Origin of the sequence: Kitasatospora sp. NPDC097605 (assembly GCF_040302725.1) — a bacterium.
In the GTDB taxonomy this organism is placed as follows: domain Bacteria; phylum Actinomycetota; class Actinomycetes; order Streptomycetales; family Streptomycetaceae; genus Kitasatospora.
Genome location: NZ_JBEOSF010000004.1, coordinates 227754 through 250070 on the forward strand (window position 1 = coordinate 227754; position 22317 = coordinate 250070).

The window sequence follows — 22317 nt, forward strand, 5'->3', positions numbered from 1 at the left end:
ACCACGGGGTGCCCGCGGCCGTGCCAGTTGCCCAGCGCCGAACAGGGCGTGTCGTTCGAGGCGACCTTCACCCTGACCTGGCGGCCCGCCCTTCGGCGGCGGGCCAATCTCGCGGAGCAGGTCCGTAGCGACCTCCGCACCGCCGCCGCAAAAGTGACCGCAGGGCTCCAACCTGACGATGTACCCGGGGCCGAGGACACCCTCAACGCGGTGCTCGGTGCGCCGGATCTTTGGCGCAGCCCGTACTACCGGCTGCTGTCCGCGAGGTTCACCCTTCGACTGCCGGTCACCGCGCAGGAGACCCTTGATGGCCGGCGGGCCGACACCGAACGGATCAGACGGCTGGAGTTCCTCAAGGTGGCCCTCTACGATCACCCGGACCTCGTGGTGCTCGACCACATCGAGCGCACGCGCGAGTTCCCGGACGACTCCCGGGTGGCTGACCTCCAACGGCTCTCACGCGCGATCAAGTCCTGCAACACCTGGTGGCACCCGCTCCTGGAGCAGTGGGAGGCGGTCGGCGCCGGATTCCAGGACCTGGAGACCCGGCACGAGGCCATGCAAATCCTGCTACAGCACTCCGTCGAAGCCCTGAAGGCGGCCACCGCGCCGCCGGACCGGGCGGCCACGGGCGGACGGGCCCGATGAGGGGCGCCCTGTGGCGGGTCCTGCTCGCCCCGCTCACGACCCTGCGGGCGCTCCGGCTTCAGCGGCTCAGCCGATCCCCGTTCGATTTCGACAGCGCTTGGCGCCAGGCCCGGATGCACCATGCGCCCGACGAGATCGAGTACCTCCTCCAGCGCAATGCCCAGGATATGGAGGCCCGCAGACTCGAGCCGTAGCGCCCGGTGTGCAGGCACTCATGTGCGCCGACCGGGAGTCCGAGGTCAGCCCCGCTCAGAGTGATCCACGCCGTCCTCCACGAGCTCGCGCCGATGATGCCGGTGGTCCGATGGATTGACCACGACGCAAGGCTTTTAGATCGTATAGGCCGTGAATGCCCAGGTCAGGGCGGTGGTGCGGGGTGGGTAGACTCTCCGGGGAATTGCGCGGAAGGGTGAGTGCGGACGGGGCGGGTCGTAGATGGCGGGAACGGGCGGTGCGCTGTCCCGCAGGGGGCTGCGCGGGCGGGAGGGGGAACTCGCGGAGCTCGATGCGCTGATCGCCTCGGTGGCCCGGACCGGGAGCGGCGGGCTGGCCCTGATCCAGGGGGAGCCGGGGATCGGGAAGAGCACGCTGCTCGCCGAGGCGGTGTCCAGGGCCGGGGCGGCGGGGTTCTCGGTCGGGGTCGGGCGGGCCGACGAGCTGCATCACATCGTGCCGCTGTCGTCGTTGGCCACCTGTGTGCTGCACGGGGACCGGCCGCTGCTGTCCGGGGACGACTTCGCCGACCTCGCCCGCAACCACGATCAGCGGATCTGGCTGGTGGAGCGGCTCGCGGAGGCGATCGAGGCGCGGGCGGGCGGTGTGCCGGTCCTGGTCGGGCTGGACGACGTCCAGTGGGCCGACGCGCTGAGCCGGTTCGCCCTGCAGCAGCTGCCGACCCGGCTGCGGACCTCGCCGGTGCTGTGGCTGCTGACCGGCCGGCGCGAGCCCGCCGGTCCGGCGGAGGAGATCGTCGCGGCTGCGGCCGGCGACCTGCCGACGGTCACCGTCCCGCTGGGGCCGCTGTCCGGCGCGGCCATCGGCCAGCTGGCCGGCGACACCCTCGGGGCGGCGGTCGACGGACGGGTGCGGGAACTCCTCGACGGCGCGGGCGGGAACCCGTTCCTGGCCGTCGAGATGCTGGTGGGCCTGCGCACCGCCGGGGCGTCGGACCAGCCGGTGCCCCCGGGGCTGGTGGTCGGCGTGCGCGGCAGACTCCGGTCGCTGCAGCCCGACACCCTGCGCTTCCTCCAGATGGGAGCCGTCCTGGGCCGCGGCTTCGGCTTCGACGCCGCCGCCGCGCTCTGCGGCCGGCCCGCCACCGCGCTGATTCCGGCGCTGGAGGAGGCCCTGCGCGCCGGACTGCTGGACGACGACGGCGACCGGCTGGTGTTCCGCCACGACCTGCTGCGCCAGGCGGTCTACGCCGACATCCCGCCGTCGGCCCGCAAGGCGCTGCACCGGGAGGCCGCCCGCGGCCTGGTCGCGGCGGGTCAGCAGCCGATCGACGCGGTGCCGCACATCCTCCGGGGAGCCCTGTCCGGGGACGAGGAGGCGGTGACGCTGCTGCGGCGCGCGGCCGACGACGTGCTGCCGGTCACGCCGGACCTCGCGGCCGACCTGATGACGCGCGCCCTGGAACTCGTCCCCCCGGCGCGTCCGCTGCGGTTCGCCGTCGGCGAGCAGGCCGTGCGCTGCCTGACCCGGGCCGGCCGCAGCCGGGAGGCCCTGGCGGCGGGCGACCGCCTGCTGGCCGAGCGGCCGCCGCTGGAGGTGTTCGGCCGGCTGCAGGCCGCCCTCGGCGGCACGCTCTGGGAGCTGGACCTGGCCGCCGAACTGCGCCGCCGGACCGAGGCCGCGCTCGCCACGGGCGGCGCCGCCCCGGAGGTCGCGGCGCGACTGGCCGCCCTGCGCACCCTGGCCCTGTCCCGGGAGCCCGACCTGGTCACGGCGCGTGAGGCGGGCGAGAGCGCGCTGCGCGCCGCCACCGCCGCCGGCGACCGGGAGGCGCACGTCCTGGCCCTGTCCGCGCTCGGCGAGATCGCGCAGAACGCGGGGGCGGGCGCGCTCGCGCTGGAGCGCTTCGCCGCGCTGAGCGCCCTCGACCGGGCCTTCCTGCCGGAGGAGGTCGTTGCGCACCTGCACCTGGACGACTTCGGGTCCGGCGGCCGGCTGCTCCAGCGGGCGACGGAGGCCAGGACGGCCCGTCAGGCGATGACGGCGTGGGCCCAGGGCCAGCACGACCTGGGGCTCGGCCGGCTCGACGACGCCGAGGCCGACCTCGTGACCATGGAGCGCCTGGAGACCGAGGTGCGGATCTCCGTGCAGCAGGTGAACGGCCGGGTGCTGCGCTCCCGGATCGCGTTGCTGCGCGGCGAGCGGCAGGCGGCGACGGACCACCTGGCCGCCGCGCGCGAACGGCTGGCGGCCAAGCCGAACGCGGGCAACACCGCCGCGGTGCGCTTCCTGGAGGCGCTCCACGCCGCGGCCGACGGGGACCTCGGGCGCGCCGTCGAGCGGATCCGGCTGGTGCAGCGGGAGGGCCCGTTCATGCGCTGGCGGATCCTGCGCGACTCGGTGGCCCTCGCCACCCGCCTGGCGCTGCGCGGCGGGGAGCGGGAGCTCGCCGAGGACCTGGCCGCCCAGGCCACCGCCCACGCGGAGCGCAACCCCGCCGTGCCGACCGCCACGGGCCTCGCGGCGCAGGCCCTCGGGCTGGTGAAGGAGGATCCCGCGCTGCTTGAGGACGGCGTGGAACTGCTTGCCGCGAGCCCCCGTCCGCTGGTGCGCGCCGACGCCTCCGCGGACCTGGGGCGCGCGCTGCTGGCGGCGGGCCGGACCCGGGAGGCGGTGGCCGCGCTGACGTTCGCCCGGGACACCTACGCCGCGTCGGGCGGCCACGCCGCGGCGGCCCGGGTGCAGCGCGCGCTGGGCAGCGCGGGCGCCGGCGGGCGGCGGGCGGCGGCCGGCCCGCGTCCCGTCCAGGGGTGGCAGGCCCTCACCGCCTCGGAGCGGAAGGTCGCGCGCCTGGTCGCCCAGGGCCACACCAACCGGTCGGCCGCCGAGCTGCTCTTCCTCTCCCCGCACACCGTCAACACCCATCTGACGTCGGCCTTCCGCAAGCTGTCGGTCAACTCCCGGGTTCAGCTCGCCACCCTGGTGCTGACCCTGCCCGACGACTGAGCGGATTTCTGGTATGTCTACGCGATGCGCAGTCCCGGCCGGGCGCGCTTGGCTGGGGACCCACCACCGAGTCGGAGGTCGCCGGCGTGCACCGATCCAGCCCCTTGCCGCCCACCGTCGTGCTGGTGCACGGCGCGTTCGCGGACACCGCGCTCTGGGCGGGGGTCGGCGCGCTGCTCCGCGCGGACGGGCTGACCGTCCGCGCCCCCGCCAACCCGCTGCGCGGTCTGGCGCACGACGCCGCCCGGATCGCCGGTGTGCTGCGCGGCCTCGACGGTCCCGTCGTGCTGGTCGGCCACGACTACGGCGGCGCGGTCATCACCCGGGCCGCCGCCGACGCGGACAACGTGGTGGCGCTCTGCTACGTCGCGGGCTTCGGCCTCGACGCCGGCGAGTGCGTCCTGGACGTGGTGAACCGTTTCGCCCCGGCGCCGGTGGCCGACGCGCTGGTCATCGACGCGCTCGTCACCGATGCGCGGGCCACCGGCGTGCCGGCCGCCGACGTCCGGTCGCGGCGCGGGCTGTCCATCCGCGCGGAGCTGTTCCCGCACGTCTACGCCGCCGATCTGCCGCCCGGCGAGCAGCGGCTGCTGGCCGCCGCGCAGCGCCCGATCGCGTGCGCCGCGCTGGCCGGCCGATCGGGCCCGCCGGCCTGGGCCGCCAGGCCGTCCTGGTACGCCATCGCGACCGCCGACCGGGTCGTCAACCCGACCGCCCAGCGCTTCATGGCGCAGCGCATGGCGGCCACCGAGCACCTGCTGGACGGCTCGCACGCGGTCGCGCTGTCTCGGCCCGAGGCCGTGGCGGGGATGATCCGGGAGGCCGCCGGCCTGGGACGACGCCCGCTCTGGTGGTTCCCGGACACCCCGCGCGAGGGGCCCACCAGGGGTGTTTAAGATGTGCTTCGAGCGGAAGACACCGGTTTGGGTCAGCGTGACGTCACGGGCGTCCCATCCTCGCGGACAGCGGCCGTTCCCGGCCACCCACAGTCACTCGACAAGGCACCCAGCATGATTCCACCGGTCCCACGGCCGACGCGGCGTTTCGCCAACGGCCTGGCCGGCCTGGCAGGCCTGGCCGGCCTGATGGCCCTGGTCACCGTCGCCACCGGCTGCGCCGCCGGGACCGGGTCCGGCTCCGGCGGGGGCACCGGCCAGGGGATCACCTCCCTCACGGTGCTCGACTACTACACCGACCGCACCGAGCACGCCCAGTGGGACGCGATGCTCTCCACGTGCGGGGAGCGGGCCGGCGTCCGCGTCGAGCACACCAGCGTCCCGGGGGCGTCGCTCGTCCCCAAGGTCCTGCAGCAGGCCTCGGCGCGGACCCTGCCGGACCTCCTGATGCTGGACAACGGCGACCTGCAGCAGATCGCGCAGACCGGCGCCCTGACGCCGCTGGACCAGTACGGCATCGACACCGGCGGCTTCGCCGAGCCCATCCTGACCGCGGGCAGCTACCAGGGGAAGGTGTACGGGCTGGCGCCCTACGTCAGCACGATCGCCCTCTTCTACAACGAGGACATGCTCGCCGAGGCCGGCGTCGCCGTCCCGCGGACCTGGGACGAGCTGAAGGAGGCGGCGGCCCGGCTGACCCGCCCCGGGCGCTACGGCATGGCGGTCGACGCGAACGCCGGCTTCGAGAGCAGCTGGCAGTTCCTGCCCTTCCTGTGGTCCAACGGCGGGGACGAGAAGCAACTGGACACCCCGCAGGCCGCCGAGGCGCTCCGGCTCTGGGTCGACCTGGTGAACAGCGGCTCGATGGCCAAGTCGGTGCTCAACTGGACGCAGGCCGACCTCCACGACCAGTTCGCCGCCGGCCGGACGGCCATGATGATCAACGGGCCGTGGCGGATCCCCGCGCTGAACCAGGACCCGGGCCTGCACTGGGCGGTGGCCCCCCTCCCGGTGCCCCGGGCGGGGCAGACCCCGGTCACCCCGCTCGGCGGTGAGGTGTGGACGGTCCCGCGGAGCTCCTCCAGGGAGCGGCAGGAGAAGGCCGCCCAGGTCCTCGCCTGCCTCACCGAGCCCTCGAACATGCTCACCCTGGCCGACCAGCACGTGACGGTCCCCTCCCGCCCGGCCGTCGCCGCCGAGTACGCGCGGCGCAACCCCTCGGCGGCCGTTTTCGTCGAGGGCGTGGCGAACGCGCGGGCCCGCACGGCGCAGCTCGGCGTCCGGTGGCCGAAGGCGGCGACCGGGATCCACACCGCGATCCAGTCCGCGCTGACCGGGCGGCAGACCCCCGAGGAAGCGCTCCGGCAGGCCCAGCGGATCGCGACCGGTGACTGACCGGTCCGGCCCCTGGGCGCGGCTGTCGCGGTGGATGTTCGTCCTGCCCGCCGCGGCGTACCTGCTGCTGTTCTTCGGCTACCCCGTGGTCAGGAACGCCGTGATGAGCTTCCAGCAGTACTCGGCCACGACGTTCTACACCGGCGCCGCCCCGTTCGTGGGGCTGCGGAACTACGCGACGGTGCTCTCCTCGGACGCCTTCGTCCAGGCCCTGCCGACCACGGTGCTGTTCACCGCCGGTTCCGTCCTCGGGCAGTTCGCCGTCGGCCTGGCCCTCGCCCTGTTCTTCCGGCGCGGCTTCCCGCTCGGCGGCGTCCTGCGCTCGCTCCTGCTGCTGCCCTGGCTGCTGCCGCTGGTGGTCTCCGGGACGACGTGGCGGTGGATGCTCGACCCCGAGACGGGGGTCGTCAACGCGGTGCTGCGCGGACTCCACCTCTCCTCGACCGGCGTCCCCTGGCTCACCGGCACCTCGCAGGCGCTGCTGTCGGTGATCCTGGTCAACGTCTGGGTCGGCGTCCCCTTCGCCACCGCGATCCTGTACGGCGGGCTGCAGGACATCCCGCCGTCCCTGTACGAGGCGGCGAAGCTGGACGGCGCCGGACCGGTGGCCACGTTCCGCCACCTCACCTGGCCGCTGCTGCGGCCCGTGGCGCGCGTGGTGCTGCTGCTGGGCGTGGTCTACACGCTGAAGGTGCTCGACATCATCCTCGTGGTGACCGGGGGCGGGCCGGCCGGCGCCACCCAGACCCTCGCCACCCGGGCCTACGAGCTCTCCTTCCAGCAGTTCGAGTTCGGCCGCGGCGCCGTGCTGAGCAATGTGCTCATCGGCGTCTCGTTCGTCTTCGCCCTCCTCCACCTGCGGGCCGACCGCCGCGCCCGGGCCCTCTGAGAGGTGCCGTCCGTGCACGAGAGGTGCTGTCGGTGAAACGCGCCCGGGGCCGCGGCCCGCTCTCCACCGTCGTCGGGATCGTGCTGCTGGCGCTGATGCTGTTCCCCGTCTACTGGATGGTGAACGCCTCCCTCCAGCCGGCGGGCAGCACCCTGCGGGGAGGCTGGTTCCCGCTCCATCCGGATTTCGGCGGCTACGCCGTCGCGCTGCGCGAGCAGGGGCGCAACCTCCTCACCAGCCTGCTGGTGTCGCTCGGCAGCGTGGTGCTCGGCCTCGGGCTCGCCGCGCCGGCCGCCCACGCGCTGGCCCGGTTCCCGCTCCGCGGCACCCGTGCGGTGCTGCTCGCGGTCCTGGTCACCCAGATGGTGCCGGGCATCGTGGTGGCCGACGCGCTCTACGACGCCTACGCCGGCCTCGGGCTCCTCGACTCCTACCTGGGGCTGGTCCTCGCCGACTCCACCGCCGGGGTCCCCTTCGCGATCATCATCCTGCACGCCTTCATGCGGACCATCCCCGGGGAGATCATCGAGGCGGCCCGGATGGACGGCGCCGGCCGGCTGCGCGTCTTCCGGTCCGTGGTGCTCCCGCTGAGCACCAACGCGCTGGTCACCGCCGCGGTCTTCACCTTCCTCTTCTCCTGGAGCGACTTCCTCTTCGCGCTCACCCTGACCAGCACGCCGTCCGTGCGGCCGATCACCCTGGGCATCTACGAGTACCTCGGGGCCCACACGGACCAGTGGAACGCCGTCATGGCGACCTCGGTCCTGGCGTCCCTGCCCGCCGCGCTGCTGCTGGTCCTCTCCCAGCGCTTCGTCACCGCCGGCGCCACCAGCGGAGCCCTGCGGTGAGGCGGACCGGGCCCCGGCGCCCGATCTAGCGTGTTCACGTGATGCGCCCGGCCCGGGGCCGCTGGCACGGTGATGCGGAAGGCACACCGGCCGAAGGACGGGGATCATGGCACCGGATGTCCACGAGGGACGCGCTCACGGCGGCTACCGCAGCACCGACGCGCCGCCCGCCCACCGCGGGCGGGCGGCCTGGCACGAGGCGCTGGCCCGGACGTTCGGCGCCGTGCCCCTGACCGTCCCCGGCGAGCCGTCCACCGGCACGGTCCGGACGTCGTCGCTCGGGCGGCTGCGGACCGCCACCGTGGAGGGCGAGGGCCCGTCCGCGCTGCGGCCGAGGCCGCGCGTCGGACCGGACGGCCGGGGCGACCACCTGGTGGTCACCCTGCTGGAGACCGGTACCGCCCGCCTGGAGCAGGACGGCCGGGAGGCGGACCTGGGGCCCGGGGACCTCGTCGTCCACGACCTGGCCCGCCCCTTCCGGCTGGACTTCACCCGGGCCTTCCGGACGAAGTCCCTGGTGCTACCGAGGGACGTCCTGGGCCTGAGCGAGTCCGAGACGGCCCAGGTGACCGCCCGCCGGTTCGGCGCCGACACACCGCTCGGCTGCCTGCTCGCGCCCCTGCTGGCCGGCCTGGTGGACGGCGTCGGGGACTTCCCGCCGCGCACCCTCAAGCTGGTGGCCCGCAACACCGTGGACCTGCTCGGCATGCTGGCCGACGAGGTGCTCGGCCGGACCGCCGCCGACTCGACCGGGGGAGACCGGGCCCTGCTGCTGCGGATCCAGGAGTTCATCGACCGGAACCTCGCGGACCCCGAGCTGAGCCCGGAGGCCATCGCCCGGGCCCATCAGATCTCCCTGCGCTATCTGCACAAGCTGTTCGAGGGCGAGGACGCCACGGTCCGCCGGTGGATCCAGCGGCGCCGCCTCAAGGAGTGCCGGCACGACCTGGCGCTGCACCGGAACACCACGATCTCCGCGGTGGCGCACCGCTGGGGCTTCACCAGCGCCGCGCACTTCAGCCGGGTGTTCCGGGACGCCTACGGGATGGCCCCGCGCGAGTGGCGCGGCATCCAGGAGTCGGCGCCGGCCGGCCCGCCGTCCGCGCGGCTGGTCGAGGCCTGAGCCGGCCGGGTCCGGGCCGTCACCGCCGGGTGTCCCGGCCGGCCAGCGCGCCCGCGCCCGCCAGGAGCACACCGGCGAGCAGTGCGGGCGCGGGGGACCAGGAAGCGGCCAGGACGCCGACCGCCGCGGCGGGGAACACGATCCGTTCGGCCGGGTGCCTCCGGTGGGGCCGCAGGTGCACGGCCCAGACCGTGAGGAGGAAGACGGCCGCCGGAACGGTCACCGCGGCGCCGGCGGCGGCCGACGACGCCCCGGGGTGACGCGTCAGGTGGTCGGCGTAGGCCGCCAGGCCGGCACCCTCGGCGGTCGCCGCGGCGAAGACCAGGTAGTGGCCGTAGGCCCAGGGGAACCTCCTGCGGTGCTCCCGGTGCGTCGTCGCGAGCAGGGTGTGCGCGGAGCGGGCGTAGTACAGCCACCACATGGCGAAGGCCATGAGCAGCCCGCCCATCGCCAGCGTGTACAGCGGACCGGTGCCCTGGTGCCGGTCGAAGGCGTCGCGGACGGCGACGGTGGCGGCCGCCACGGACTCGCCGAGCACGATCAGGGTGAACGACTCGTAGCGCTCGGCGATGTGGCGCGGATGCCAGGGGGTCATCCCGGCGGACTGCGCCCACACCGGGACCGCCACCTCGGCCACGACCAGCACCGCGATCCCCGGCGGCCGCACCGCCTCCGGCGCCAGGAGCAGGGCCACCCAGCCGAGCTGGCACGCCGTCACCCCGGCGGCGAAGCGCAGCGCGGTCCTGCGCCGCGCCGGGTCGGACAGCGCGGCCCGCAGCCAGAGCGCGGCCAGCGCCGTCCGCAGCACGGTGTACCCGAGCGTGATGACGCGCAGGTCGCCGTCCTCGAAGGCGCGGCGCACCCCGGCGGCGAGCACGAGCGAGCCGGCGATCTGCACCAGCACGGTCAGCCGGTACGGGACGTCGTCGGGGTCGTAGGCGGAGGCGAACCAGGTGAAGTTCATCCACGCCCACCAGATGGCGAAGAAGACGACGGCGAAGCGCAGCACCCCGGTGGCGAAGCGGCCGTCGGCCAGCGCCCCGTGCAGGCTCGCGGACGCCTGTGCCACCGCGACGACGAAGCAGAGGTCGAGGAGGAGCTCCAGCGAGGTGGCGCTCCGGTGCGGCTCGGCGGGGTCGCGGCCCGTCATGGCGCGCCACCGTCCGGCGCCCGTCCGCGCGTTCACGCTCATGCCTCTCCTCGCTCCGCCGGCTCTCCGGGCCCGAGGCTAGGACGGCCGGCGGGCGGGCCGAGTCCGCGGGCGCACGGACCCTGGCCCGGGAGCGAACTCCGCCGCCCGGGGTGCACGGACCGACCGCAGCCGGTGCGCCGTCGGAACAGCGCCGCGCCCACGGCTTCCTAGCCTCGTGACCGGCGGCCACCCCCGGCCGCCCCGATGTCCCAGGAGCTTCCATGACCAGTCAGCCACGCCTCCACCAGCACGGTGCCGAGGTCCAGGAGTTCGGCACCGTCACCCAGCTGCCGATCGCCCTCTCCCACGACGCCCGGCAGTACTCGTGCCAGCGGCTCAACCGCGTGCTCGCGGACACCCAGTTCCTGTACGCGCTCTACAAGAAGTGCCACTGGGGCATGCGCGGACCGACGGCCTACCAGCTGCACCTGCTCTTCGACAAGCACGCCCAGGAGCAGCTCGACCTGGTCGACGCGCTCGCCGAACGGGTGCAGAGCCTCGGCGGCGTCGCCGTCGGCGACCCCCGCCACGCCGCCGAGATCACGGGCGTGCCGCGCCCGCCGGACGGCTCCGAGGACGTGCGCTCGATGCTCTCGCGGCTCCTCGACGCGCACGAGACCATCCTCACCGACGTCCGCGACGCCGCCACCCGCACGGCGGCGCTCGGCGACGACGGCACCCAGGACCTCCTGGTCTCCCAGATCATCCGCACCGGCGAGACCCAGGTCTGGTTCCTCGCCGAGCACCTGGTCGTCACCCCCGGCACCGGGGCGTGACCGGGGGCCGGGCCTGCCGCCGCGGCAGGCCCGGCCCGGTGCCGCCGGCGCAACCGGGCCCGCTACAGGCTCCGGCGCACCCCCGCCTGGGTCTCCAGTCCGCGCAGCTGGCCGGCCAGCCCCGCGTGCATGGCGAGGTGGGCCGGACCGCTGCGCCCGATCGGCAGCACCTCCCGGCCGCGGAGCTCCTCCAGCATCAGGGCGTAGGCCGCGTACATGGCCACCGCCGCGAGGAGCATGCCGAGCGCTCCGGTGAGGCGGCCCAGCCAGGCCTCGCCGGTGACGCCGTACAGGCCCGCGGTGAAGTAACGCGGCGTCGCGATCAGCAGGAGCAGCCAGAGCGCCTTCTTCGGCCGCGCCACCGAGGCCATCAGGGCGGCGAAGACCGTGAACGCCAGGTTCATCACCCCCAGCACCCGCGCCCCGCCCCCGGCATCGGTCGCCGACACCAGGCCGTTGGCCAGCCAGGCCCCGGCGAACCCGCCCATCAGCGTCGCCGCGATGACGTCCCGGGCCCCGAAGGCGAGGACGCTGACCAGCAGTTGGAGCACGAAGGCGGAGAAGACCGTGAGCGCCACCGCCTGCCGGTGCGCGCCGTCGATCAGACCGAGCTGAAGGCTGCTGGTCACGGCGGAGGCGATGCCCACCATGAAGAAGCCCAGCGGCATCGGCGAGGCGATGGGCCGTAGCTGGATCCGTGCCATGGAGTGCAGGTCCGGTTCGGGCTCGCGCACCCGCTGCTCCTCCGCCGTCATGACCACCATCGCCGGGCTCCCTCGATCTCGCTGCTGCGCATCCTCGGGACGGCCGTCCACCGGGCGGCCGTCAGGTCCGCCGTCGGGCGAACTCGTGCCGAAACCATACGAATCGGGGCGAACCATGACTTGCCCCGCGGTGTACGGGCACTGTCGCGCCCGTGCCCACCGCCGCCCCGCCCCTTTCGGCCCCCGATGGTTCCGTGCGTTCGTTCGAGTGGACCGGCGGTCGATCGGGAATGGCGGCCGGCGGGTCGGGTACCCATGGCGCGGGCGAACGGCCCCGGGGGCGGGTCCGACGGCCCGACCGCCCCGGGGCTCCGCCCTCGTGGCGTACCCGAGCAGCTCCCGAGGTGGACCGACCATGGCCCTGACCGAGATCGACAGCTTCACCCTCGACCATCCGGGAAAGGACGAACGCACCGTCAGGTTCCTCTGGGGGGACCTGACGCAGCTGGCGCCCGAGGACGCGGTCGACGTCCTCGTCGTCTCCTGCCTGCCCGGCGATTACACCCCGCCGAAGGACACCGGGTCCCTGGTGGAGGCGCTGTCCGCCGCCGGCGTCTCCGTCGAGGACCTGGCGAAGGACAAGGCCGCCGACTACCGGCCGTGGCTGCCCTGCTGGATCTCCCGACCGGTGACGGGCGGCGGGGCCGGGATCCGGTTCAAGCGGGTCCTGGTCTTCGAGCCGCTGGATCCGCGCACCTGCGCCCTGGACTCCACCGGGGCGGTCTTCCGGGCGCTGGCCTGCTTCTACGGCGCCGACCCGGTGAGCGTCGCCGTGCCCCTGGTACTCAGCGGACATCGGAGGGTGGACGCGAAGTACGCGCTGGAGGCGGTCGCCTGGGCGGGCGCGCACTACGGATCGTCGAACACGGCGACGTTGACCACCGTGAACGTCGTGGCGCGGACCGAGGAACTCGGCAAGGAGCTGACTCCCGGCTTCGCCGGGATCAAGAACGACTACGCCGACGTGTTCGACCTGGAGCTGCCCGGTAAGTACAGCGACTACGTCGATGCCGCGAAGGCGAAGGTCCCCCACGTCAGCCGGCCGGATTCGGTGACACTCCGTCAGGCCATGGCGGTCTTCATCTACACGACCAACTACTACTACGCGATCAACACGACGTTGCGCAGATACGGGTTCACCGATCCGGAGTACCGGGTGATGCTTCCGCTCGTGGAGGCCATCGACTCCGGGCTGTCGAACATGACGGTCTTCGACGGGTCGAACTGCACGCGCGGGGAGAACATGTGCAAGGGCCGGCTCGACGATCACCTGGCGGGCGGGCCCGTCACCAACACCGCCTTCACGAGCGCGGCGGCCGGCGGTGACCCCTGGCCGGGGAACGTCCAGACCACCTTCCTCGGCAAGGGCGGCACCGGTGCCGAGGTCTGGCCGTACTCGCAGCACGCCGACGAGTGGGAAGTGCTGTACCACCGCGATCTCACCTACCGGGTGGACGGCTACACGCACGACGAGGACCTGAACCAGTGGAACTGCGACGCCCACGAAGTCGTGACCGACTGGTGCGGAGGACCGAAGCATGCCTGAGCTGACCCAGGACTCCGCCCGCGAGATCATCGCGCTGTACCGCCCGGCACCGGAAGCCGGACGGGGGCGGGGCGGGGCCGCCCCACCCGCGCGCCCCCTGGGCATGACCCGCGCCCACCACTTCGCCGTCGAGGCCCCGATGCTCGGACTGACCGAGGAGGGCTTCGACTGGAGGAACTGGGAGCCGCACCGGGACGGCAGGACCCTCGATCCCGAGTTCATCGCCTCGGCCGACACCCGGACCCTCCGCCGGATCGCCACCGCGCACCTGCGGCTCGGCCGCTTCGTCGGCGGCCACCTCGAACAGATCGAGGCGACCGGCCTCCTCGACACGGTCGTCGACCGCCTCCAGGAGCTGGCGGAGAACGGCGAGATCTGAGCCCGCCGGGGAGCGCGGCCCGAGGGCCGGCCGGCGCATCGGCACTGGGAAAGGGCGGCACATGGTGTGGGTCGACAGGTCCTCGGACCTGGCGCGGCGGGCGTGGACGGTCAACCGGCCGCTGGCCGGCACCGCCGCGCTGATGGCCCTGATGCTGGTCATCGCCCTGGTGGGCCTGATCGCGGACTCCCGGTCGATCACGGGCCAGCCCGCCTGGGCGAAGCCGGCCCGCTTCGCGCTGTCGATCGGCATCTACACCCTCACCCTGCTGTGGCTGCTCACCTTCGTCCGCGGCCACGAGCGCGCGGTGCGGCTCGTCTCCCGGGTGACCGCCGTGTCGCTGACCGTCGAGATGGCCCTGATCGCGGCCGCGGCGGCGAGCGGAACCACCAGCCACTTCAACTTCGGCACCGCGACGGCGACCGCGGTGTGGATGACGATGGCCGCCTTCATCGTCGCCACCTGGGCGATGGCCCTGGCCACCGTCGTGCTGCTGCTGCGCCAGCGGGTGCTGCCGCCGGTGTTCGCGTGGGGGCTGCGCCTGGGCACGGGGGTGAGCGCGCTGGGCATGGCCGTCGCGTTCCTGATGACGATGCCCACCTCCCAGCAGCGCGCGGCCGCCGCGAAGGGCCACGGGCTGCCGATCGTCGGCGCGCACACCGTGGGGCTCGCCGACGGCGGCCCGGGACTGCCCGTCACCGACTGGAGCACGCTCGGGGGCGATCTGCGGATCCCCCACTTCGCCGGCCTCCACGCGCTCCAGGTGCTGCCGCTGATCGGCTTCCTGCTCGCGACCAGGCCGAGCGGGCTCTCCGACGGCCGGCGGGTCGCGCTGATGTGGATCACCGCGCTGGCCTACCTGGGCCTGGTCCTCACCCTGACCTGGCAGGCGCTGCGCTCCCAGCCGGTCACCGCCCCCGACACCGTCACCGTGACCACGCTGCTCGCGCTCTTCGCCGTCACCGGCACGGCCGCCCTGGTGGCCGCCCGCCCCGCACTGAGCGCCGGCGGTCGCCGGTAGGTGCCTCCGCCCCGGTCGGCGCCGAGCCGATCCGGGGCCCGGGGCCCGCCGGGCAGGGCCGTTCGGCCCCGTGCGCCCGGGCCCGGGGAGGCGCCAGGGTGGGGGCGGGGCCAATCGGTTGGCGGCGGCGTCGTGGGGGAACCATGGAGCCGCGCTCACCACGGGAGGTGGAGCATGTCCGCTGAGGGCACGGCGGTGATCGAGCTCAGATCGCTGACCAAGCGGTACGGGCGGAGCGTCGGCGTCGAGGGCCTGGACCTCGACATCGGCGCGGGCGAGGTGTTCGGACTGCTCGGGCCCAACGGCGCGGGGAAGACCACCACCCTGGGTGCCTCTCGTCGGTTGCCGCTCGCGGGTGTGCTGCTCAGTCGTGCGGGACGACGGCGACCGGGCAGCCGATGTGGTGGACGGCGGCGTGGCCGACCGGACCCAGGTGGGTGCCGAGCGGCCACCGGCGGGCGCGCCGGCCCACGACCACCAGCGCGGCCGTCGCCGAGGCGTCGACCAGGGCGTCGGCCGGCGCGGCGTGCACCAGCACGGCCCTGGCGTCGACCTCCGGGTAGCGGCGCCGCCAGGGCCCCAGCAGGGCGTCCAGGCTGTCCCGGTCGACGGCGGACAGGTCGCCCGCGCTGCCGTCGACCGCCGAGGAGGCCATGTACTCGCTGCCGGTCGGCGGCTCCCAGCCGTGCACGATCCGCAGCGGCGCCCGGCGCAGGGCGGCGGTCTCGAAGGCGAAGGCGAGCAGCCCGTCGCACGAGTGCCGCACATCGACGCCCACCACGACCTCCCGGCCCTCCGCACCGGGTGCCGGGTCCGCGACGGCCCGGACCAGGACGACGGGGCACGCCGCCCGCCGCAGCACCTGGTGGCTCACCGAGCCGACCAGGAAGCCGTGCACCGTGCCCAGCCCCCGGGAGCCGAGCGCCAGCAGGCAGGCGGTGCGGGCGGCCGTCTCCAGGGCCTCGACCGGCTCCTCGGAGACCTGGGCCGAGGTCACCGCCACGCCGGCGAGTTCCGCCCGCAGCTCCGCCTCCCGGGCGGCCAGCCGCCGCCGGCTCTTGCTGATCACCTCGTCGCTGCCGACCACGTCGGTCTTCGGCCAGGGCCAGGCCTGGAGCAGGTGCAGCGGCCGCTTGCGGCGCAGTGCCTCGCGTGCCGCCCAGTCGGTGGCGGCGAGGCTCTCGGGCGAGCCGTCGAAGCCGACGACGACCGGTTCGTTCGCCACGGGTCCGTTCACGGTGACCTCCTCCGGGAGAGGACGGGAGAGGATCAGCGCCCGTCGTCCGGCGGCATCGGGACGGTGACGACGGGGCAGCGGGCGCGCCGCAGCAGCCCGTGCGGGACGGAGCCCATCCGCATGCCGGTGAACCCGCCGTCGCCCCGCCGTCCGACCACCACGGCGAGCGCGTGCTCGGACGCCCGCGCCAGTTCCTCGACGGGGTGCCCGTGCAGCACCTCGTGGGTGAGCCGGACCTCGGGGTGCAGGGCGTGCGGGTCCGCGGTGCGCTCGACCATCGACCGCCGGAGTTCCGCCTCGACGGTGAGCGGATCGGTCCGGTCGAACGGGGCGCGCTGGCGGACCCGGACGGCGCGCAGGACGGCCCCCCGTTCCGCCGCCAGGCCGAGGGCGAAGCGGACGGCGTCGGCGGCGGCGGGGCTGTCGTCCACGCCGACCACCACGTACGGCGGGTCCTGGGTGCTGTGCTCCGGTCCGGGGACGACGACCACCGGGCAGCGGGCCTGGGCGCTGACCGGGACGGTCACCGAGGCGAGGCTCAGCACCTCCGCGACCCGGCTCAGCCGCCGGGTGCCGAGGACCACCAGCGAGGCGCGCGCCGACTCCCGGCAGAGCGCCGGCGCCGGGATGTCCTCCTCGACCACGGTGGTGATCGCCAGGCCGGGACGGCGGGCCCGGGCGTCCGCGGCGGCGCGGTCGAGCGCCTCGTCGGCGCGTTCGCGCAGCGCCTTGTGGTAGCGGCCCTCGTCGGACGGGCGGAATTCGCGGGCCACCGACGGGACGGCGTGGACCAGCCGCAGCGGGAGTCCGCGGCGGTCGGCCGCGTCGGCGGCCCAGGCAGTGGCCAGGGGGCCGGGGTCGCTGTCCACACCGAGGACGATCGGACGGCTCGCGTGGCCCGGGGTCGGGGCTGTCATGGTTCCTCCACACCGCTCGGCCCGACGCCGGTCGTGGCGGCGGGCGCGCGGTTTCGTTCCACCCCTCCATGGCACCACCGTCCGCCCCGCCCGGCAGCGCAGGTCGAAGGCCCAGGTGCCGCGCCCGGAGGTGGCGGCGTAGAGCCGGCCGTCGGGGCCGGTCTTCAGCTGCTGCACCGCGGTGGTCGGCAGGTCGCGGCCGAGGACGCTCCAGCCGGTGGTGCCGGGGGCCAGTCCGCCGTCGGGCAGGATCTTCACCGAGGTGGCGGGGACGTCGGGCAGATCGGCCGAGACGTCCGTCCAGCTCGCCCCGCCGTCACGGCTCTCGGTCCAGGTCCGGGCAGGGCAGAGCATTACCAGTGAAGCCAGTTGCCCGCACCGCACAGCGGTTCACCTGGGGCTGCAGGGTGTCCGGGGCGGCGATCGGTCCCGTGGTGCGACGCGTCCACCGGGAACCGGCCATTCTGGGGGTTCCCGAACCATGGCGGCTGACGGTGCGTCAGGGTGGTGGGAGGCTCGGTCCCGTCCGCCTCTACCGGGAGCCTCACCATGGGTGCAACGCCGTCGTTCTTCACGCAGGCCGGAAACTTCGGGAGCACGGTGTCCGGGGGAGTGGATCCCCGGACCGGCCTGTTCAACGTCCGCATCGGACTGGGAATGCTGGTCGGCAACCGCAATCTCGGGCCGTCGCTGCCCCTGGTCCTGAGCTACTCGCCGCTCGACGGCACCGACGCGGGACTGGGCCGGGGCGTCTCGCTGGGGCTGACCACCTACGACACGGACAACCGGCTGCTGGCGCTGTCCTCCGGCGAGCGCTACAAGGTCCAGGAGACCTCCACCAGCGTGATCCCGCTGCAGAAGAAGCTCGACACGCTCCGCTGCACCGTGGACGGGAACGCGTACCGCCTGGTGCACAAGTCCGGCGATGTGGAGGTGCTGACCGGGCCGCGGAAGGGCCTCAAGGTGCCCAGCGCGCTGCTGACGCCCGCCGGGCACGCGCTGGCGCTGACCTGGGACCGCAACGGGCCGGTGCCGCGCCTCACGGCAGTCGCGGACGCGAGCGACACCCTGCTGACCGTGGACTACGCCGGGACCGCGAAGGCGACCCTGACCGTGCTGCCCGGGCGGTCCGAGGGCTACCGCGTGGAACTGCTCTTCCAGAACGGCCTGTTGGCGACCGTGCGGCACTTCGGGCCGGGCCCGGACGCGCCACTGGTGTGGAACCTCACCAACACCCCGGTGGGGCCGCAGGGGATCTGGGGTTCATGGATCACCGGGGTGAGCATGCCCGGCGGGATGTCGGAGACGGTCACCTACTCCCAGGGCAGCACGGGCCACCAGTTCCCGGCCTCCGCCCGGCTGCCGGCCCTGCCCTATGTGACGCGTCACCTCCGCAAGCCGGGCGCCGGGCAGCCGCCGGTCGAGGTGGACTACGCCTACACCGACAACAACTTCCTCGGCGGCCACACCGGAGCCGCCTGGGACGCCGACCACGACAGCCTGTACGGGGTCCTGAGCAGCTACGCGTACGGTTCGACCGAGTCGGTGACCAGCGGGGGCGTGACCACCAGGATCACCCGCGCCTACAACAACTACCACCTCCAGACGGACGAGACGACCAGCCGCAACGGCTACTCCCGGCACGTCAGGACCGACTACTACGCGGTGGTCGGCCGGAGGTTCGAGCAGCAGGACGACCGGTTCCAGCTCCCGACCACGCAGACGGTCACCTGGACCGACCCGCAGGGCCGCACCCGCAGCGAGGTCACCGCCACCGACTTCGACGACGCGGGCAACCCGCGGAGCCGGACCGCCCCCGACGGCACCCGGACCGACTGGGAGTACTACCCGAAGGGCGGGAGCGGCGCCGACTGCCCGCCCGATCCGTACGGGTTCACCCGTTGGCTCAAGACCGTCGCCCACACGCCGCCGGACACCGGCTTCCCCACGCCCGTCCACCGGACGTCCTACGCCTACACCGCGTACCCGACGCCGGACGCGAGGGTCCCCACCGCGGTGGTGAAGTCCGCGGAGCGGCGCTACGTCGACGACCGGCTCCTGCAGCGCGAGGACGTCGCCTACAGCACCTCGGGCGCCGAGTTCGGCCGCATCACCGGGCTGGACCGGACCGAGTACCCGCACGGCGAGGGCGGCGCCTCCTACACCGCCTCCCACACCTTCACCTTCTGGTCGGACGGCGAGGCGCTGCTCCAGACCCACCGGCTGACGACCCACGACCGGCTGACGGTCACCCGCTCCCAGCGGCGTTCACGGTTCACCGGCCGCCTCTGGTCGGCCACCGACCCGCAGGGCAACGAGGTCACCATGACCTACGACGGCCTCGGACGCACGCTGGCCCGCACCGTCAACCCGGGCACCCCGTACGAGGCGCGCGAGACCCACGGCTACGAGGTGGCCACCTCCGCCCCGTTCGTGACGACGTCCACCGACGCGCTCGGCAACCAGTCGCGCGCGAGCCACGACGGCGCGGGCCGGCCGGTCCGCGCCGAGCACCGGTACGCCGGCGGCGACGGCACCTGGTACACCGTCCAGCGGCTGGGCTACGACGATGAGGGCCGCACGGCCACGGTGTCGCACTACCTGCCCGACGCCGACGGCCGGACGGCCGAACTCACCGAGACCCTGACCTATGACGACTGGGGCCAGGTATCGGCCACCGCCTGCAGCGACGGCACCGGCCGGCTCGCCCGGACCGATCCGATCGCGCTGACCACCACGGTCCAGCGGCTGGGCGGCGGCAGCCCGGCCACCGGAACGGAGGTGACCACCTTCAACACCCGGGGCGAGCCGGTCCGGACGGAGCGGTTCGACCGCAAGGGGCGGCCCGCCGGTCACCGCGTGCTGGACCGCGACGGCTGGGGCCGGGTGCGCCGCGCGACCGACGAGGCGGGGAACACCACGTCCTTCGACTACGACGACCGGGGCCGGCTCGCCCGCACCCTCCTGCCGGACGGCACGGTCACCCTCCGCTCGTTCGCGCCGTTCTCCTCCGCCGACCTGGCCACGGGGCTCGTCGTCGGCGGAACCCCCTACGGCACGCAGGCCTTCGACGGCCTGGGCCGGCCGACCGCCACCGGCTCCGGCGGCCGTACCTGGTCCTTCCGGTACGCCCAGGACAGCGACCCGCTCCCGACCCAGGTCGTCGCGCCCGACCGGCAGCAGATCACGTACACGTTCGTCCCCCAGCTGGACAACGCCGTCTCCCGGGTCCAGGCCGGCCCGCTCACCCAGACCCTCGGCCACGACCCGGTCACCGGCTTCCTGACGAGCGCGCAGGAGGCCGGCGTCACCATCACCCGCGACTACACCCCCGCGGGCCTGCCGCGCACCGAGACCACCACCCGCGGCGGATCCGACGCCGTCGCGCGCTGGGCCTTCACCCCGGGCGGCCTGGAGAGCGGCTACACGGGGGTCGACGGAGCCACCCGGCAGACCACCCGGGACGCCCACGGCCGGATCACCGGCATCACCGACCCGGCCATGGCGGTGTCGCTGACCTACGACGCCGCCGGCCGTCCGGCCTCGTGGACCGCCCGGGACCAGGCCTCCGGGTACGCCCTGACCACCACGCTCACCCTGGACGACTTCGGCCGCGAGGTGGCCCGCTCGACGCGCGACAGCCAGGGCCGTACCTGGTCGCTCACCCAGCAGTGGCAGGACAACGGCCTGCTCGGCCGCCGGACGGCCACCGCCGGCGCGGACCGGCTGCGCGACGAGACCTTCGGCTACGACAGCCGCAACCGGCTCACCTCCTACACCTGCGACGGACCGGCCCCGCCGACGGACGCCCAGGGCAACCGGGTCACCGCACAGACGTTCACCCATGACGCCTTCGGCAACGTCACCTCGTGCCGGTCCCGGTTCACCGACGGCTCGGACACCGCGACCTACCTGTTCGAGGACCCGGCCGACCCCTGCCGGCTCACCGGCATCACCCACACCGGCGCGAAGCTCCCGCCCCGCATCACACTGGGCTACGACGCCGCCGGACGCCTCACCACCGACGAGGCCGGGCGCGCCCTCGCCTACGACGCCCTCGGCCGCCTCCTGGCGGCGGGCCCGGCGAACCAGTACGGCTACGACCCGCTCGACCGGCTGCTCACCCGGCGGACGGCCGGGCGCACCGACGTGCTGCACTACCGCGGCGAATCCCTCGCCGCCGTGACCGAGGACGGCCGGCCGGCCCGTCTGCTGCACCTCGGCGACGGCACCTGCGTGGCGCAGGTCCGCGACGGGCGGGCCCGGCTGCTCATGACGGACGGCGCCCGGACCGTCCAACTGGCGGCGACCGCCGGGGAACAGGAGCAGTACGCCTACACCGCCTACGGGCAGGGCCCCGGCGGGACCGCCGCCAGCATCCCGGGCTTCACCGGCCAGCCGGCCGACCCCGGCACCGGCGTCTACCACCTGGGCAACGGCACCCGCGTCTACAACCCCGTCACCCTGCGGTTCAACAGCCCCGACACCCTCAGCCCCTTCGGCGCGGGCGGCATCAACCCCTACGCGTACTGCGAGGGCGACCCCGTCAACCGGATCGACCCCTCGGGCCACCTGAGCTGGCAGGCCTGGCTCGGCATCGGCCTGGGCATCGCGGGCCTGGCCCTGGCCGCGGTCACCGGCGGGATGGCGATCGTCGCCGCCGGCGGCGTCCTGGCCGCGCTCAGCGCCGCCTCCGCGACCACGCTCGTCGTCGGTGCCCTCGGCGTCGCCTCCGATGTCACCGCCATCGCGAGCGGCGCGCTCGAAACCGCCTCGCCCAAGGCGTCGGCCGTGCTCGGCTGGGTCTCGCTCGGCACCGGAGCGGCCGGACTGGCCGAGGGCGGCGCGGCCCTGGCCCGCCTCGGAGCCCGGCGCGGTGCCGGCCTCGCCGAGGACGCCGTGCGCGCGGGGGAGGAACAGCTGAGCACGGATCCCGGGCTGGAGGCGAAGCTCGCCAAGACCGACCCCGCGGTCCATGCCCGGCCGGTCGTCCTGCCCGCGCGCACCCCTGCGGCGTTCTTTCCCGTGGAGAACGTCAATGGCGCGAAGGTGTGGGTCAGCCAGGACCCGGTGACCGGCGAGATGGTCAGGAAGATCGCCGAGGAAGCGGTGAACCGCAGGAAGACGGTCGACATCCTCAGCGGAACGCACGGCACCCCGCTCGGGCTGAGGACCGCGAAGTCCAGGGACGAACGGTTCTTCTTCCAGGACCTCGGGGTGAAGAAGACCACGATGACCGGCAAGATGCGGACCGGTGCGACCAGGAGCGCCTGGTCGGAGCATGTGTACGTGCACAACACCCCTGACCTGTCGTCCACTCGGATCGGGGAGATCCTCCGGGGGGACGACAGCCGCGAGATCATCGCCGCCTTCTGCTACAGCCGCAACGACGACGCGGTCCGGCAGTTCCTCGGGCTGGACGCCACTTACTCGTACTCGTCCAACGTGGCCAGGTACCACACGGCCCTGTGAGACGACCACAGCGCAGCGCCACACCACCTCACCC

The 22317-nt window shown here is 74.2% G+C and carries 16 protein-coding genes and 1 pseudogene; 13 read left to right on the top strand and 4 right to left on the bottom strand.

The genetic code is table 11. The features are described 5' to 3' along the window. Positions 1-27: 27 nt before the first annotated feature. The 7 genes from ABTX81_RS06590 to ABTX81_RS06620 all read left to right on the top strand — a co-directional run bounded on the left by ABTX81_RS06590 (position 28) and on the right by ABTX81_RS06620 (position 8979). Positions 28-648, top strand: a complete 621-nt coding sequence (locus tag ABTX81_RS06590; protein WP_350542004.1) for a hypothetical protein — start codon at positions 28-30, stop codon at positions 646-648. A 435-nt stretch (positions 649-1083) separates the two neighbouring features. Next, a complete protein-coding gene (locus ABTX81_RS06595) occupies positions 1084-3828 on the top strand; it encodes a helix-turn-helix transcriptional regulator (RefSeq protein WP_350542006.1) in 2745 nt (914 codons plus the stop codon). An 86-nt stretch (positions 3829-3914) separates the two neighbouring features. After that, on the top strand, positions 3915-4724 hold the full coding sequence (locus ABTX81_RS06600; protein WP_350542008.1) for an alpha/beta fold hydrolase: 810 nt from the start codon (positions 3915-3917) through the stop codon (positions 4722-4724). A 114-nt stretch (positions 4725-4838) separates the two neighbouring features. Beyond that, a complete protein-coding gene (locus ABTX81_RS06605; RefSeq protein WP_350542010.1) occupies positions 4839-6119 on the top strand; it encodes a sugar ABC transporter substrate-binding protein in 1281 nt (426 codons plus the stop codon). 34 nt (positions 6120-6153) lie between these two features. After that, the gene (locus tag ABTX81_RS06610) at positions 6154-7008 is read left to right on the top strand and encodes a carbohydrate ABC transporter permease (RefSeq protein WP_502892718.1); all 855 of its coding nucleotides are present in this window, start codon (positions 6154-6156) and stop codon (positions 7006-7008) included. Between the two features lie 32 nt (positions 7009-7040). Next, entirely contained in the window at positions 7041-7856 is an 816-nt protein-coding gene (locus ABTX81_RS06615; protein WP_350542014.1) for a carbohydrate ABC transporter permease, read from the top strand. Between the two features lie 106 nt (positions 7857-7962). Further along, the gene (locus ABTX81_RS06620) at positions 7963-8979 is read left to right on the top strand and encodes an AraC-like ligand-binding domain-containing protein (protein ID WP_350542016.1); all 1017 of its coding nucleotides are present in this window, start codon (positions 7963-7965) and stop codon (positions 8977-8979) included. Between the two features lie 19 nt (positions 8980-8998). Here the strand turns inward: ABTX81_RS06620 and ABTX81_RS06625 are convergent, their stop codons facing one another. Beyond that, positions 8999-10171 (bottom strand): low temperature requirement protein A, encoded by a 1173-nt coding sequence (locus ABTX81_RS06625; protein WP_350542018.1) that lies wholly within the window; start codon positions 10169-10171, stop codon positions 8999-9001. A 221-nt stretch (positions 10172-10392) separates the two neighbouring features. On the opposite strand from ABTX81_RS06625, the gene ABTX81_RS06630 reads away from it, so the two are divergent. Beyond that, positions 10393-10947, top strand: a complete 555-nt coding sequence (locus tag ABTX81_RS06630; RefSeq protein ID WP_350542019.1) for a Dps family protein — start codon at positions 10393-10395, stop codon at positions 10945-10947. A 62-nt stretch (positions 10948-11009) separates the two neighbouring features. Here the strand turns inward: ABTX81_RS06630 and ABTX81_RS06635 are convergent, their stop codons facing one another. Next, complete coding sequence (locus tag ABTX81_RS06635; protein WP_350542021.1) at positions 11010-11711, bottom strand: acetate uptake transporter family protein; 702 nt, start codon at positions 11709-11711, stop codon at positions 11010-11012. Positions 11712-12066: 355 nt separating this feature from the next. Between ABTX81_RS06635 and ABTX81_RS06640 the strand changes: the two genes are divergently transcribed. The 4 genes and pseudogenes from ABTX81_RS06640 to ABTX81_RS39615 form a co-directional block, all read left to right on the top strand. Next, complete coding sequence (locus ABTX81_RS06640; RefSeq protein WP_350542023.1) at positions 12067-13257, top strand: hypothetical protein; 1191 nt, start codon at positions 12067-12069, stop codon at positions 13255-13257. Continuing rightward, entirely contained in the window at positions 13250-13636 is a 387-nt protein-coding gene (locus ABTX81_RS06645; protein WP_350542025.1) for a DUF6508 domain-containing protein, read from the top strand. The genes ABTX81_RS06640 and ABTX81_RS06645 overlap by 8 nt, the downstream gene beginning before the upstream one ends. 61 nt (positions 13637-13697) lie before the next feature. Continuing rightward, the gene (locus ABTX81_RS06650; protein ID WP_350542027.1) at positions 13698-14657 is read left to right on the top strand and encodes a hypothetical protein; all 960 of its coding nucleotides are present in this window, start codon (positions 13698-13700) and stop codon (positions 14655-14657) included. A 174-nt stretch (positions 14658-14831) separates the two neighbouring features. Next, positions 14832-14975: pseudogene (locus ABTX81_RS39615) on the top strand (ABC transporter ATP-binding protein); the annotation flags it as partial. Between the two features lie 46 nt (positions 14976-15021). Here ABTX81_RS39615 and ABTX81_RS06655 read toward each other — a convergent pair. Together ABTX81_RS06655 and ABTX81_RS06660 are read right to left on the bottom strand one after the other, a co-directional pair. Next, positions 15022-15894 (bottom strand): universal stress protein, encoded by an 873-nt coding sequence (locus ABTX81_RS06655; RefSeq protein ID WP_350542029.1) that lies wholly within the window; start codon positions 15892-15894, stop codon positions 15022-15024. Positions 15895-15926: 32 nt separating this feature from the next. Then, positions 15927-17165 carry a universal stress protein gene (locus tag ABTX81_RS06660; protein ID WP_350542031.1) on the bottom strand — a complete coding sequence of 413 codons (1239 nt, stop codon included), beginning with the start codon at positions 17163-17165 and terminating at the stop codon, positions 15927-15929. A gap of 258 nt (positions 17166-17423) precedes the next feature. On the opposite strand from ABTX81_RS06660, the gene ABTX81_RS06665 reads away from it, so the two are divergent. Further along, positions 17424-22283, top strand: a complete 4860-nt coding sequence (locus ABTX81_RS06665) for an RHS repeat-associated core domain-containing protein (protein ID WP_350542033.1) — start codon at positions 17424-17426, stop codon at positions 22281-22283. Positions 22284-22317 lie beyond the last annotated feature (34 nt).